Below are 13,701 nucleotides of genomic sequence, written 5' to 3'. Positions count from 1 at the left end.
TCGCGCTGCTAATCGCAACCTAAGAATTGCCACTGCGTGATTGCAGGGCAAAAAGCCCGATTAGTTTCCTAAGCGGGCTTCTCTAAATATGGCTATTTAAGAGGTTATTAACAAGAACATCTGGTTAGGCTTTTTGGCTATTAAATTCGGAGCTAAGCCAGCGGGCAAATGCCATAACCCGTTTTTCGAAGTCAGCTATGCCCCCTCGGGGTTCAGTACTCATTTCCAGTAAGTAATCCATATCTTCCGCTAATGCAGGATACCGCGAATTAAATTTGGTGCGGTACTCCTGGAGAGAGTCCGGCCAGTCATTATCCTGTTCACTGCGAAGGATATTGGTTGCTCTGACAAGCTTTCGCGCAGCCGAGCGCTGAAGCTGCAACTTTTTGTTTTCGTCAGAAGATGTTTTCATTTGAATCACTAGCTTGCCCAGAACCTGCATAAAGTCACCGTTCACGGCCACTGCAATAGCTTTTGAAGGTTTGAAAGCTTGAAAGCGATGGCTCAAGTCCTCTCCATAAACGCAGTGACAGTGATGTTTAATCCAGTATCCCCAGCTGAGTACATTATCTGGATCGAGAACCTGTCCCAGCAGACCACAATCAAAATCAATTTTACTGATAACTGGATTGTTTTTTTCAAGAATAGACTGAACAGTTGCAAATTGCTCTTTAGTAGCCTGATCGGGTTCATGTTTGAAAATGACTGTCATATCCAGATCAGACTTACCTGCCTCTGCCCTGCCTTCAGCTACACTTCCGTATACGTATAGACTGTGTATAAGCTCAGGAAAGCAATGGGTTAGATTTGTCACAACACATTCAATTATATGTGAGAATGCAGGTTGGATTTCCGCGCGTTTTGGCTGGGAGATAGAATCGTTATGATCGACGGCCATCCTTGCTCCTTTTTGCTAAGGTTATTTTTCCTGATAACAGGCATTTTGAGCCTGAAACTCTCGTCTCCAAACTATTATGCCTCAACGTCCGTTCCTCGCTCAAAGCTGCCATTCAAAAAAAACAAAAGCAAAAAGCCCGCTTAGTTTCCTAAGCGGGCTTCTCTAAATTTGGCTCCTCTGACTGGACTCGAACCAGTGACATACGGATTAACAGTCCGCCGTTCTACCGACTGAACTACAGAGGAATCGTGTGAACGGCCGGAATCATAACGGGGTGTCGGCAGCATGTCAAAGGTGGATTACGCATTCTGTGACTGTTTGCTTACAGAATGCGCAACCCGTTGAGGTTTTGGCAGATTTAGCCCTATTCTGCGCGTTTTAGACGCAGTTGATAGTGGTAATGGCTGCGGTCAAGCAGGTAATCGGCATTGACGCTCGGGCTCCAGGAATCGTCGCCGCCAACCCCCATATGCACGCCGTCCAGATTCAGCCAGGTACCGGCTTCCGGCTTTAGCAGGTGCTGGTGGCTGCACGCCATCAACTGCTGCAGGCCATAGCGGCTGAGAGAGAAGTGGAACAGCCCATCAATCTGCCAGTTGCCATACTGCAGGTTACGGGTGTCGCAGCGAAGGCCGTTTTCACCGGGGAAGATGTATGGCGTGTGCAGGTCTGCCAGCGGCAGTTGCCAACGGCCAAACTGCGCGGCGAGGCGACGATCCGGGTAGTTCTCATGCGGCCCAAGGCCCAACCATTGTGCCTGCGGGTGGATGTCTGCCAGTTGGCAATTCAGGCCAATACGTGCCGGTGGTGGCAGGCTGGCGGCGATATCGACGTCGACACTGACGCTGAGCGCGCCTTGGCTGTCGAACAGCCACTGCTTGCGGCTGCATAACAGCGTTTGCCCATCAACCCCAAACCGATGTTCGCTCACCACGCGCACGCTGTCACTCAAGCGATCGGCCTGTAGCAGCGTGCAGTGCTCCTCCAGACGGTACATTCCCGCCAGCTTCCAGCGTTCGACCCAGGCGTTGGGATCAATACGTTCGACTTCGCTGATGCCGATGTCATTATCCAGCGGTGCGCGGATAAAATTATCGCGCAGCGGGGTCAGCAATAGTGGGCTGCCGTGTTGCCACCACTGGGTTAAACAGCCGTTGTCGCGTGTAAACTGCCAGCGTTGGCTGCCATGGCTGATGTCGATCGTCTGGTCATTTTGGCTGAGCTGTGGGGCTACGCCGTTCGGTGCGAGCGGTGGAATATGCAATGTGCGGGGGACCAACCATTGATCCCAGGCGCAGCGGTGGTTCGCTTCGGACCAGTCGGTAGCTTGCGGTTGCACCACTTCCACATTCAGCCACAGTTCACCGGGTTGATGAAGCATCGGCAAACGGTCGATCAGGTGAATGCTGGCGCTGCCCTGCGGGGGTAAGGAGAGATCAAGGCTGCCGCTGGCACGCTCTGTGCCATCCAGCTCCAGCCGCCAGTTCAAGCGTTCATTATCGGTATGGCGGAACAGATACTCGCTGCTGACGGTCAGCGTCAGCGTATTGGCGTCGAAGGTAAATTGGAAAAATTGCTGCGCCCGTTGCGCTTCAAACAGCGCAGGGTGTGGTGTGCGATCGGGGAATACCAGCCCATTAAGGCAGAATTGTCGATCGTTCGGCGTATCGCCAAAGTCGCCGCCGTAAGCCCAGTATTCCTCACCGTTTTCATCACGGCGAGTGAGCGCCTGATCGACCCAATCCCAAACGAAGCCCCCTTGTAAACGCGGATACTGACGGAACGCCTGCCAGTAACGGTCAAAGCCGCCGAAACTGTTGCCCATCGCATGGGCGTATTCACACAGGATCAAAGGACGGTGTTCATCCGGCAGGCCGATCCACTTCTTGATCGACCATTTGGGTACGGCAGGGAAAGGTTGATCCTGATCCACGCGGGCATACATTGGGCAGAGAATATCTGTTGCGGCACTGTTGGCTCCGCCACCTTCGTATTGTACCGGGCGGGTGGGATCCTGGCTTTTCACCCAGCGGTAGAGCGCGTCATGGTTGCTGCCGTGCCCAGACTCGTTGCCCAGCGACCAGATAATGATGCAAGGGTGGTTACGATCCCGCTGCACCATACGCGCTACACGTTCGCTCATTGCCGGTAGCCACAGCGGATCGTCAGACAACCGGTTCATTGGCTGCATGCCGTGGGTTTCAATATTGGCTTCGTCAACCACATACAACCCATAGCGGTCGCACAAGCGGTACCAAAGCGGGTGGTTCGGGTAGTGTGAACAACGCACCGCATTGAAATTGTGCTGTTTCATTAACAGAATGTCATGGCGCATCAATGCCTCATCCATGACCTGACCGTGCTGCGGATGATGTTCATGGCGATTGGTTCCGCGGATCAATAACGGCTGCCCGTTAAGTTTCAGCAGGCCATTGCTGATGTCTACCTGACGGAAGCCGACGTCGTAAGCTTCTACCTCGATGATTTCCCCTTCCGCCGACAGCAGAGCAAGCGTTGCACGGTACAGCGTGGGGCTTTCCGCGCTCCATAACGCCGGTTGTTCTACCGGCAAGCGCAGAGTGGTGCGATCGTCATAGGCACCCCGTTCGTCGATAATCTCGCTGCCGAACGCCTGGGTTTTCTCCCCCACGAGCTGGCCATTTCGCCACAGCTGCAACTGCACCCGCTGCTGCGTGGGTCGATTGACCTGTACTTCTGCCACCAGTTCGCCACGGCGAAAACTGTCGTAAAGCGGGGTGGTAATGCGAATATCGCTCAGATGCGTGGCCGGCTTATGCAGCAGGGTAACGTCGCGGAAAATCCCGCTCATACGCCACATGTCCTGATCTTCCAAATAGCTACCGTCGCACCAGCGCAACACCATCACCGCTAGCCGGTTTTCGCCCGCCTGCAGCCAGGGGCTGAGATCAAACTCGGCGGGCAGGCGGCTGTCTTGTGAATAACCGACCCAATGGCCGTTGCACCACAGATAAAACGCCGAGTTGACGCCGTCAAAAACTATGCGCGTTTGTCCTTCAGCCAACCAAGCGGGTTCAACCGTAAAGAGCCTGGAATAGCAGCCAGTCGGGTTCTGTTCCGGCACTAGCGGCGGATTAACCGGAATGGGATAACGCACGTTGGTATAGATTGGCGCGTCATAACCGGCAAGCTGCCAGTTGGATGGGACGTTAATCCGGTCAGCGTTGCTCAGATCCTGCCGCAGCCAGGCTTCGGGCACCGCCTGTGGGCGGGTGAAATAGCTAAAGTGCCAGGCGCCGTTCAGCGTTTTCTGGCTGTTGCTGGGGCTATCGTCACGCGCCGCGTTCAGATCGCGCCAGCTCGCAAAAGGCGGGTGCGCAGCCAGCCGTTGATAATGGGTGCAGGCCGGATTTTGCCAGTCACGGCGGGCAATAAGGTCTTTCAGGGAAGGCGGGGGCAGTGCACTCATCGGCGATCGTCCTGTCGGCGGTTTAGAGGGACATCATGCCAAATAAGATGCTGAGGAGTACCAAAAAAGTAAAGCGGTTACATTCAAGCTTGCAGGGCCGATCAAATAACCGCTTATTCAGGGGGCGGCAAACGGTAAATCCGCTGTGGGCGGCCCACCTTGCCGTAAATGATTTCTGCGCGTAGCTGCTGTCTGGCGGTGCAAAACTCCAGATAGCGGCGTGCAGTTGTGCGGCTTAACCCCATTTTTTGCGCAACGCTTTCAGCCGTGTGGCTCTCCGAAGGCGTCTCAAACAAGGCGCGGATTTTAACCAGCGTTAACTCATCGATGCCCGCCGGCAATGCCGTCTGAGGCTCACCACGGGCATAGGTATTGAACATCTGATCGATACGACGTTGATTAAGGCGTGCCTTATCCTTCAGCGCCTGGTGCCGCTGGCTAAAGCGTACCAGCGTGTGGGTCAGACGATCATAGGCCAGCGGTTTGATCAGGTAGTCAAACACCCCATGGCGTAATGCTTCGGCGACGGTGTCCATATCGCTGGCGGCGGTGATGAATACGATACCGCCGGTATACCCGTTCAGCGTCAGTTCGCGCAGTAACTCAATACCCTGGCCGTCAGGCAGGAAGTTATCCAGCAGGATCAGATCCGGTTTGAAGCGGTCGGTCATCATGCGGGCCTGCGCCAGGGTGCCGGCCAGCCAGATTTGCCGGCAACCGCCGTTCTGCCGGATAAATTCTGCATGCATCTCCGCCAACGGCGTTTCATCTTCAACGATCAGTATGTTCAACCATTCCATAGTCAACCTACGATTGAAATAAATATGCTAAGTAAATGTAAGTGAATTGCACCATCAAATAAAGATTTTCTCAGTAATAAACACCATAAAAATAATTAAGTAAATAAAGAACATTAAATAACTTATTAACCGAAAGGTGTTTGTGAAATAGGTCAATAATTCGCTATTTTTTTCTGTTTACCATTGTTTTATCAAATGCTGCTTACGATTTTATCTTCATGGTTTTTAAGGTTTTAATTTCCTTTAGAAATGTTAATTCACATTATTTTTTGTATTTATTTTGTTATTTAATAGTTAACCCAGAGAGCGTGTTATGTTGGGCGACACCGTATTTAATCGAGTCAAAAGGTCAGATCACAAAAGTATCGCGCAGATTAATGCTTTCCTGCGCAGTAACGATCTGAATATTGACACCACGGTTGAAATATTTATTACCGTTACGCAAAACGATAAGTTGGTCGCCTGCGGCGGCATTGCAGACAATATTATCAAATGCGTCGCCATCAGCCCGCAAATGCGCGGTGAAGGGCTGGGGCTGACGCTGGCAACCGAGCTGGTGAATCTGGCGTATGAACGCCATCACACCCAACTGTTTATCTACACCAAAATACAAAATGAGCCGCTGTTCCGCCAGTGTGGTTTCTACCCGATTGCCCAGGTGCCGGGCATCGTGGTGTTGATGGAAAATAGCCCGTGCCGTTTAAAACGCTATGCAGCACAGTTGGCAGAGCAGCGTCGGCCGGGCAATACCCTTGGCAGCATCGTAATGAACGCCAACCCCTTTACGCGCGGGCATCAATATTTGGTGCGCAAGGCGGCAGAAAAGTGCGACTGGCTGCACCTGTTTTTAGTGAAGGAAGACACCTCACGTTTCAGCTACGAAGACAGACGGCGGTTGGTGTTGGCGGGCACGGCGGACATTCCCAATCTGACCGTGCATGAAGGCTCCCAGTACGTCATTTCACGTGCCACATTCCCCTGTTACTTCATTAAAGATCAGGGCATTGCCGACGACTGCTACACCGAAATCGATCTGAAGATCTTTCGTCAGTATCTGGCACCCGCGCTGGGTATCACCCACCGTTTTGTCGGCAACGAACCCTTCTGCGCCGTCACCGCAAAATACAACCGCGATATGCGCTACTGGCTTGAAACCCCAGCCTTGCCCAGCCCGCCTATCACGCTGGTAGAAATTGAGCGTTTGCAATATCAGGGCGTGGCGATCTCCGCCTCTTGGGTCCGCAAACTGCTGGCCGCGGGCGACTTTCACGCTGCCGCGCCGCTGGTTCCGCCAGACACCCTTTACTACCTGCAAGATTTGCAAACGCAGCGCCGGGCCAAACCGGCGGCAAAACCCTTTGAATCCGCACAATCAGGTGAAAGATGAAAATTATCCGAGAAGCAATGGCCGGCACGCTGGAATCCAGTGATGTCATGGTACGCATCGCGCCCGCAGAGGGGCCGGAACACGATCTGCTGATCGCCAGCAGCGTGGAAAAACAGTTCGGTGAAGCCATTCGACAAACGCTGCTGGAGGTGTTGCAGCACTACCAGGTGGAGCCGGTGCAGGTAATGGTTGACGACAAAGGCGCACTGGACTGCGTGCTGCGGGCCCGTCTGGAAACCGCGCTGATGCGCGCCAGTGACAATGGTCAATTGCCGTGGGGGGTGCGCAATGAAAACGCTGAATAAACACCGCGTGCGCCGCAGCATGCTGTTCGTGCCCGGTGCCAATGCGGCGATGGTAAGCAACGCCTTTATCTATCAGGCCGACGCGCTGATGTTTGATCTGGAGGACTCGGTAATTCTGCGCGAAAAGGACGCGGCACGGCGGCTGGTGTATCACGCGTTGCAACACCCGCTGTATCAGGAAGTGGAAACCATAGTGCGCGTTAATGCACTGGATTCTGCCTATGGGCTGGCGGATTTACAGGCGGTGGTACGCGGCGGGGCGGACATCGTGCGCCTGCCGAAAACGGACAGCGCACAAGACGTGGTGGACATGGACCGTGAAATTGCGGCTATCGAGGCCGATTGCGGCCGCCCGGTGGGCAGTACCGGTCTGCTGGCGGCGATTGAATCGGCGGCAGGGATCACTCAGGCGGTGGCCATTGCCCATGCTTCGCCACGCCTGATAGGCATCGCGCTGGGGGCGGAGGACTACGTGCGTAATTTGCGTACCGAACGTTCGCCAGAGGGCATTGAACTGCTGTTTGCGCGCTGCTCGCTGCTGCAGGCGGCACGGGCTGCCGGTATTCAGGCCTTCGACACCGTGTATTCCGACGCCAATAACGAGGCGGGTTTCTTGCAGGAAGCGGCGTTGATCAAACAGCTTGGGTTCGACGGCAAATCTCTGATTAACCCTCGGCAGATTGAACTGCTGCACAACCTGTATGCGCCTACGGCCAAAGAAGTGGCCCATGCCCAGCGGGTGGTGGATGCCGCCGCAGCAGCAGAACAAGAAGGGCGCGGGGTGGTGTCGCTCAACGGCAAAATGGTCGACAGTCCGGTGATTGAACGTGCGCGGCTGGTGTTGCAGCGCGCAGCGCTTTCCGGCATTCGCGAAGCGTCGGCTCAGCACGGAGAGGAAGCATAATGAAACGTCAACAACGACTGATGACTCTGAATAACCTGGCGGATCTTCGCTGCTATCAGGATGTCTCCAAGGCCAACCAACAGGCGCGCAAGCCGCGTGATATCAAACGCTGCGACACGCTGGAACAGGCGGTGCGCCGCAGCGGTTTGCAGGACGGCATGACCATTTCTTTCCACCATGCGTTTCGCGGCGGCGATCTGGCGTTGAATCAGGTCATGGAAACGCTGGCGGCGATGGGCTTTCGTAACCTGACGCTGGCCTCCAGCTCGCTGAGCGAATGCCATGCGCCGCTGGTGGGTCATATCCGTAATGGCGTGGTGAACCGTATTTACACCTCCGGCCTGCGCGGTCCGCTGGCGGATGCCATTTCGCGCGGCCTGCTGGCCGAGCCGGTGCAAATCCACTCCCACGGCGGCCGGGTAAACCTGATCGAATCCGGTGAGTTAACGATAGATGTCGCTTTCCTCGGCGTGCCGGCGTGCGATGAATTCGGCAATGCCAATGGCTACAGCGGCGAAGCCTGCTGCGGCTCGCTGGGCTACGCCAAAGTAGATGCCGACGCTGCGGGCACCGTAGTGCTACTCACTGAAAAAATCGTGCCTTACCCGCATCATCCGGCCAGCCTGGCGCAGGATCGGGTTGATCTGATCGTGCAACTCGAGCGAGTGGGCGATGCCGACAAGATTGGTGCTGACGCGACGCGGATGACCTCCAATCCGCGTGAATTGTTGATTGCCCGCCGTGCCGCTGAGGTCATCGCCGGCTCCGGCTACTTTACGGAAGGGTTCTCGCTGCAAACGGGTACCGGCGGTGCCTCATTGGCGGTGACGCGTTTTCTGGAAGACAAAATGCGCGCACGCGGCGTGCGGGCGGGTTTTGCGCTCGGTGGCATCACGTCGACCATGGTGGATTTGCATGAAAAAGGGCTGATCGCCAAATTGCTGGACGTGCAGAGCTTTGACCGCGCGGCGGCGATGTCGTTAGCGCGTAACCCGAGTCATATCGAAATCAGCGCCAACCAATACGCCAATTTCAGCTCGAAGGGGGCCTCGGTCGATCGGCTTGACGTGGTGGTGCTGAGCGCATTGGAAATCGACACTGGCTTTAACGTCAACGTGCTGACGGGCTCCGACGGCGTGCTGCGTGGCGCCTCCGGCGGTCACTGCGACACCGCCGCGGCTGCGCGGCTGGCAATCATCGTGGCGCCGCTGGTACGTGGCCGCATCCCAACGCTGGTAGAGCAGGTGACCACCTGTGTGACGCCGGGTTCCAGCATCGACATTTTGGTTACCGATCACGGTATTGCCGTTAACCCGGCGCGACCGGAGCTGGCACAGCGGCTGCAAGAGGCCGGGCTGCCGGTGGTTGGCATCGACTGGCTGCGGCAGCGCGCGCTGTTGCTGACCGGTGAGCCGCAGCCGATCACCTTTACCGACAAGGTGGTGGCCGTGGTGCGCTACCGCGACGGTTCGGTGATCGACGTGGTGCATCAGGTGGCGGAGTAACCCTATGTCTCGTGTCCCGCCCGAACTGGCGGCCAACCGCGCAGTGAGCCTGCCGGAACTGCTGACCAGTCGCGAATGCCGCCAGGCCCGGCAACAGGCCTGGCTGTCGCAACATCAATCCACACTGCTGGTGCTCACGTTGGTGGTGCCTGGTGCGATAAAAGACAGCGGGCTGACGCGCAATATCTTCAACCTGGGGTGGCTGGCGCTACAGCAAATGTGGCGCCAGCAGGGTTGGCAGTGCCTGCATGCAGAAACGCTGGCGCTGTCTACCGGCTGCGAAGGTTTTATGGCGCTGCACGCCGATGCCCAACGGGTAAAGGACTGCGCCATTCAACTGGAGGTGCAGCAGCCGATAGGCCGCTTGTGGGATATCGACGTGCTGGACACGCAGGGACGCATTTTGTCGCGTCGCAGCCTGGGATTGGCGGAACGCCGCTGCCTGTTGTGCAGCCAACCGGCCAAAATCTGCGCCCGTCAGCGGCGGCACAGCAGTGACGAGTTACTGCAAGAAATGGAAAGGATGCTCAATGATGCGCTCTCACCCCGTTGATCACGCCAGCTTCACGCCTCAACCCGCGGTTAGCGGCTTCGCTCATACCGCCTACCGTGCGCTGTTGGTGGAAGTGAACCTGACACCCAAGCCGGGGCTGGTGGATCGCCATAACAATGGTGCCCACCGGGACATGAATATTGGCCATTTCTACCGCAGCGCCCGCGCTATCGGCATCTGGCTGCCGCGTTTTGTCCGTCAGGGCCGTGATGATGCATGTCGTCCGGTTGCCGAACAGCTCCTACGGCTGCGCCCACTCGGCCTGGCCTGCGAAAACCACATGTTCCAGGCCACCGGCGGCGTTAACACCCATAAAGGCAGCGTATTTTCGCTCGGCCTGTTGTGTACCGCTTTCGGTCGCCTGTCCCAGCAGCAAAAAATCATCGACGCCGCCACTTTGTGCGCCGAAGTGGCGGCAATCTGCCGCGGTTTGGTGAGTAGTGAACTGCAACAGCACAACGCATTGCAGACCGCGGGGCAAAGGTTATTTGCCCTGCACGGCCTGAGCGGTGCGCGCGGCGAGGCTGAATCCGGCTTCGAACGGGTGATTAACGGCGCGCTGCCGTTGTATCTGCAGCGCCTGAGTGCCGGGTGCGATGAGCAGACGGCGCTGATGGACAGCTTGCTGTGGCTAATGGCCAACAACGATGACACCAACGTGGCCTCGCGCGGCGGTATCGAAGGCTTGCGCTGGTTGCAACAGCGTGCCGCTGAACTGTTGCAACAGGGGGGCGCGCAGGGTGAACAAGGTATGGCGCGTCTGCGGCAGTTCGATACGGACTGCATCGTACGCAACCTCAGCCCCGGTGGCAGCGCCGACCTGTTGATCGTCACCTGGCTGCTGGCTCAGTTACCGAACTATACCCGTCATTCTTGAAGCTGCATCTGTGTTGGCTGCACCCGCGCACCCCAGTCACTTAGTCGACTAAGCTCCCGGGGATTTACGGCTTTGCCGCCTTGATGCAACTCCAATTATTTTGGTTATAAAAACAATGATGCTCTTCAGGAGAAACTTATGTCCGAAACCAAGGAAAAAATCTGGAAAGCGCTAACGCCTCTACTGGTGTTGGCGATCCTGCTATGGATACCCACGCCCGACGGTATGCCGCCGCAGGCATGGCGTTATTTTGCCATCTTCGTGGCGATGATTGTCGGTATGATCCTGGAGCCTATTCCGGCGACGGCGATCAGCTTTATCGCCGTGACCCTGAGCGTGCTGAGCGCCAACTGGGTGCTGTTTGGTGCGCAGGAATTGGCAGAGCCCGGTTTTAAAGCCGGTAAAGAGGCGCTGAAATGGGGGCTGGCAGGGTTCTCCAGTACCACCGTCTGGCTGGTATTCGGTGCGTTTATTTTTGCACTCGGGTATGAAGCTACGGGGCTGGGACGACGCATTGCCCTGTTTTTGGTTAAGTTTATGGGCAAACGAACGCTGACGCTTGGCTATGCGGTGGTGATCATCGATATCCTGTTGGCACCTTTCACCCCATCCAACACTGCGCGTACCGGCGGTACGGTTTTCCCGGTGGTGAAAAACCTGCCGCCGCTGTTTGACTCCTTCCCTAACGATCCCTCGTCGCGGCGCATCGGCGGTTACCTGATGTGGATGATGGTAGTGGGTACCAGCATCAGTTCCTCAATGTTCGTTACCGGTGCCGCACCCAACGTGTTGGGGATTGAGTTCGTCAGTAAGATTGCCGGGGTGCATATCAGCTGGATGCAGTGGTTCCTGGCGTTCCTGCCGGTGGGACTGTTGCTGTTGATCATCGCGCCGTTGATCTCCTATTACCTGTACAAACCGGGCGTAACCCACAGTAGCGAAGTGGCGACCTGGGCGGATACCGCATTGGGTGAAATGGGCAAGTTGACGCGCAAAGAATACACGCTGATTGGTTTGGTGCTGCTCAGCCTGTGCCTGTGGGTGTTTGGCGGTAAGGTGCTTGACGCAACAACGGTTTGCCTGTTGGCGGTCTCACTGATGTTGGCGCTGCACGTGGTGTCCTGGAAGGAGATCACCAAATACTCCAGCGCCTGGAACACACTGGTTAATCTGGCGACGCTGGTGGTGATGGCCAACGGCTTAACGCGCTCCGGTTTTATCGACTGGTTTGCCCAGACCATGAGCACCCACCTGAACGGCTTTTCGCCCAACATGACGGTAGTGGCGCTGGTGCTGGTGTTCTATTTTGCTCACTACCTGTTTGCCAGCTTATCCGCGCACACCGCCACTATGCTGCCGGTGATCCTGGCGGTCGGCAAAGGTTTGCCGGGGGTACCGATGGAGCAGCTCTCGATGTTGCTGGTGTTGTCGATCGGTATCATGGGCGTACTGACACCCTACGCGACCGGCCCAGGGGTGATCATCTATGGCTGTGGCTACGTGAAGTCGAAAGATTACTGGCGTATGGGCGGTATTCTCGGCGTGGTGTATATCGCGGCTCTGCTGTTGATCGGTTGGCCAATCATGCGTTTGTGGCTGTGATGTCCTAAATTCTCAGCGGCCATCGGCGTATGGCCGCTGAGCAGACCTGTGCCTGTGATGCCCATCACACACTTTCAGCGTTAACCTCTCCATCATAGCGAAGCAATAGCTAACACATTAAAAATAATCATAATCCTGGAGCCTCTGCGGATGAAAATAAAAACCTTATTGCTGTGCTTGCCTTTATTAATGACCGGGACTGCCCTGGCGGAAACCAACGACTACCAGCTGGAACAGGTATTGGTGATGAGTCGCCATAACCTGCGAGCCCCGCTGGCCAACAACGGCAGCGTGTTGGCGCAATCCACGCCTAAAGCCTGGCCGGCCTGGGAGACGCCGGGTGGCCTGCTGACCACCAAGGGCGGGGTGTTGGAAGTGTATATGGGGCACTATTTTAATGCGTGGCTGAAGCAGGCCGGGTTACTGCCGCAGGAAGGCTGCCCGACCGCCGGCAGCGTTTACGTCTATGCCAACAGCTTGCAACGCACGGTCGCGACCGCGCAGTTCTTTACCAACGGTGCTTTCCCGGGTTGCGATGTCGGCGTGCATCATCAGGACAAGATGGGGGAGATGGATCCGACCTTCAACCCGATCATCACTGACAATAGCGAGGCGTTTAATCAAAAGGCGCTGGGTGCCATGAATGCCGAACTGGCCTCGTTGAAACTGGACGCAGCCTATAAGCAATTGGAAAAAATCATTGATTACAAAGACTCCAGCGCTTGTAAAACCGACAAGCACTGCGATCTGACCAAAGAAGCCAGCAAAATGAGTGCGGTACCGGGTAAAGAGCCGGGCGTGGCCGGACCGCTGCGGGTGGGTAACTCGCTGGTGGATGCCTTTATGCTGCAATATTACGAAGGCTTCCCGATGAAGGAGGTGGCTTGGGGCAAAATCACCACGCCACAGCAGTGGAAGCAGCTGGCGCAGTTGAAGGACGGCTATCAGGATTCGCTGTTCACCTCGCCGGTGGTGGCACAGAACGTCGCCAAGCCGCTGCTGACCTACATCAATGGCGCATTGATTGGCGAACGCAAGCCGGACTCGCCGAAGGTGACGGTGCTGGTGGGCCACGATTCCAACATTGCGTCCTTGCTGTCGGCGATGGAGTTCCAGCCGTACCAACTGCCGCACCAATACGAGAAAACGCCGATTGGCGGCAAGCTGGTGTTCCAGCGCTGGCACGATAAGAAAAACGATCGCGATTTGCTGAAGATTGAGTACGTGTATCAATCTTCCGATCAGTTGCGTAATGCCACCCCGCTGACGCTGAAAACCCCGCCGCAGCGCGTGACAATGGCGTTAAAAGGTTGCCCCGTTGATAAACAGGGCTACTGCGCCTGGAGCGACTTCGAAAAAACCATGAAAGACATTCTGTAATCCTGCCGTTCCTCTCCTTCGGTTGCGGGGGAGAGGAATAAT

11 protein-coding genes and 1 tRNA gene are annotated in these 13,701 nt (G+C 56.1%); 8 read left to right on the top strand and 4 right to left on the bottom strand.

Translation table 11 applies throughout. The features are described from left to right. Positions 1-124: 124 nt before the first annotated feature. The 4 genes from JOE25_RS13590 to dpiA form a co-directional block, all read right to left on the bottom strand. Complete coding sequence (locus JOE25_RS13590; RefSeq protein ID WP_209635949.1) at positions 125-898, bottom strand: nucleotidyltransferase domain-containing protein; 774 nt, start codon at positions 896-898, stop codon at positions 125-127. Positions 899-1,067: 169 nt separating this feature from the next. Next, positions 1,068-1,143: transfer RNA gene (locus JOE25_RS13585), tRNA-Asn, on the bottom strand. 119 nt (positions 1,144-1,262) lie between these two features. Next, positions 1,263-4,346: a beta-galactosidase gene (locus JOE25_RS13580; protein WP_209635948.1), complete on the bottom strand. Its 3,084-nt coding sequence runs from the start codon at positions 4,344-4,346 to the stop codon at positions 1,263-1,265. Positions 4,347-4,459: 113 nt separating this feature from the next. Then, entirely contained in the window at positions 4,460-5,146 is a 687-nt protein-coding gene (gene dpiA, locus JOE25_RS13575; RefSeq protein ID WP_209635947.1) for a two-component response regulator DpiA, read from the bottom strand. A 313-nt stretch (positions 5,147-5,459) separates the two neighbouring features. On the opposite strand from dpiA, the gene citC reads away from it, so the two are divergent. The 8 genes from citC (at position 5,460) to agp (ending at position 13,659) form a co-directional block, all read left to right on the top strand. After that, positions 5,460-6,533 (top strand): [citrate (pro-3S)-lyase] ligase, encoded by a 1,074-nt coding sequence (gene citC / locus JOE25_RS13570; RefSeq protein WP_209635946.1) that lies wholly within the window; start codon positions 5,460-5,462, stop codon positions 6,531-6,533. Continuing rightward, a complete protein-coding gene (gene citD / locus JOE25_RS13565) occupies positions 6,530-6,838 on the top strand; it encodes a citrate lyase acyl carrier protein (protein ID WP_209635944.1) in 309 nt (102 codons plus the stop codon). Before citC ends, citD begins: the two co-directional genes overlap by 4 nt. After that, entirely contained in the window at positions 6,822-7,742 is a 921-nt protein-coding gene (gene citE / locus JOE25_RS13560) for a citrate (pro-3S)-lyase subunit beta (protein ID WP_209635942.1), read from the top strand. The genes citD and citE overlap by 17 nt, the downstream gene beginning before the upstream one ends. After that, positions 7,742-9,247, top strand: a complete 1,506-nt coding sequence (gene citF / locus JOE25_RS13555) for a citrate lyase subunit alpha (protein ID WP_209635940.1) — start codon at positions 7,742-7,744, stop codon at positions 9,245-9,247. The genes citE and citF overlap by 1 nt, the downstream gene beginning before the upstream one ends. A 4-nt stretch (positions 9,248-9,251) precedes the next feature. Further along, positions 9,252-9,800, top strand: a complete 549-nt coding sequence (gene citX, locus JOE25_RS13550) for a citrate lyase holo-[acyl-carrier protein] synthase (protein WP_209635938.1) — start codon at positions 9,252-9,254, stop codon at positions 9,798-9,800. Beyond that, positions 9,781-10,677 (top strand): triphosphoribosyl-dephospho-CoA synthase CitG, encoded by an 897-nt coding sequence (citG, locus tag JOE25_RS13545; RefSeq protein WP_209636137.1) that lies wholly within the window; start codon positions 9,781-9,783, stop codon positions 10,675-10,677. Before citX ends, citG begins: the two co-directional genes overlap by 20 nt. A gap of 138 nt (positions 10,678-10,815) precedes the next feature. Beyond that, positions 10,816-12,279, top strand: a complete 1,464-nt coding sequence (locus JOE25_RS13540; protein WP_209635936.1) for an anion permease — start codon at positions 10,816-10,818, stop codon at positions 12,277-12,279. A gap of 150 nt (positions 12,280-12,429) precedes the next feature. Continuing rightward, positions 12,430-13,659, top strand: a complete 1,230-nt coding sequence (gene agp, locus JOE25_RS13535; RefSeq protein ID WP_209635934.1) for a bifunctional glucose-1-phosphatase/inositol phosphatase — start codon at positions 12,430-12,432, stop codon at positions 13,657-13,659. Positions 13,660-13,701 lie beyond the last annotated feature (42 nt).

This window comes from Serratia sp. PL17, from assembly GCF_017832355.1.
Classification (GTDB): domain Bacteria; phylum Pseudomonadota; class Gammaproteobacteria; order Enterobacterales; family Enterobacteriaceae; genus Serratia.
Note: the sequence above shows the minus strand (reverse complement) of the source record. Positions and strands in the feature narration are given on the sequence as shown.

What these genes read in the sequence shown, in the direction of transcription:
- JOE25_RS13590 (WP_209635949.1), bottom strand. Translation starts at nt 898, where the DNA reads ATGGCCGTCGATCATAACGATTCTATCTCCCAGCCAAAACGCGCGGAA.
- JOE25_RS13580 (WP_209635948.1), bottom strand. Translation starts at nt 4,346, where the DNA reads ATGAGTGCACTGCCCCCGCCTTCCCTGAAAGACCTTATTGCCCGCCGT.
- dpiA (WP_209635947.1), bottom strand. Translation starts at nt 5,146, where the DNA reads ATGGAATGGTTGAACATACTGATCGTTGAAGATGAAACGCCGTTGGCG.
- citC (WP_209635946.1), top strand. Translation starts at nt 5,460, where the DNA reads ATGTTGGGCGACACCGTATTTAATCGAGTCAAAAGGTCAGATCACAAA.
- citD (WP_209635944.1), top strand. Translation starts at nt 6,530, where the DNA reads ATGAAAATTATCCGAGAAGCAATGGCCGGCACGCTGGAATCCAGTGAT.
- citE (WP_209635942.1), top strand. Translation starts at nt 6,822, where the DNA reads ATGAAAACGCTGAATAAACACCGCGTGCGCCGCAGCATGCTGTTCGTG.
- citF (WP_209635940.1), top strand. Translation starts at nt 7,742, where the DNA reads ATGAAACGTCAACAACGACTGATGACTCTGAATAACCTGGCGGATCTT.
- citX (WP_209635938.1), top strand. Translation starts at nt 9,252, where the DNA reads ATGTCTCGTGTCCCGCCCGAACTGGCGGCCAACCGCGCAGTGAGCCTG.
- citG (WP_209636137.1), top strand. Translation starts at nt 9,781, where the DNA reads ATGCGCTCTCACCCCGTTGATCACGCCAGCTTCACGCCTCAACCCGCG.
- JOE25_RS13540 (WP_209635936.1), top strand. Translation starts at nt 10,816, where the DNA reads ATGTCCGAAACCAAGGAAAAAATCTGGAAAGCGCTAACGCCTCTACTG.
- agp (WP_209635934.1), top strand. Translation starts at nt 12,430, where the DNA reads ATGAAAATAAAAACCTTATTGCTGTGCTTGCCTTTATTAATGACCGGG.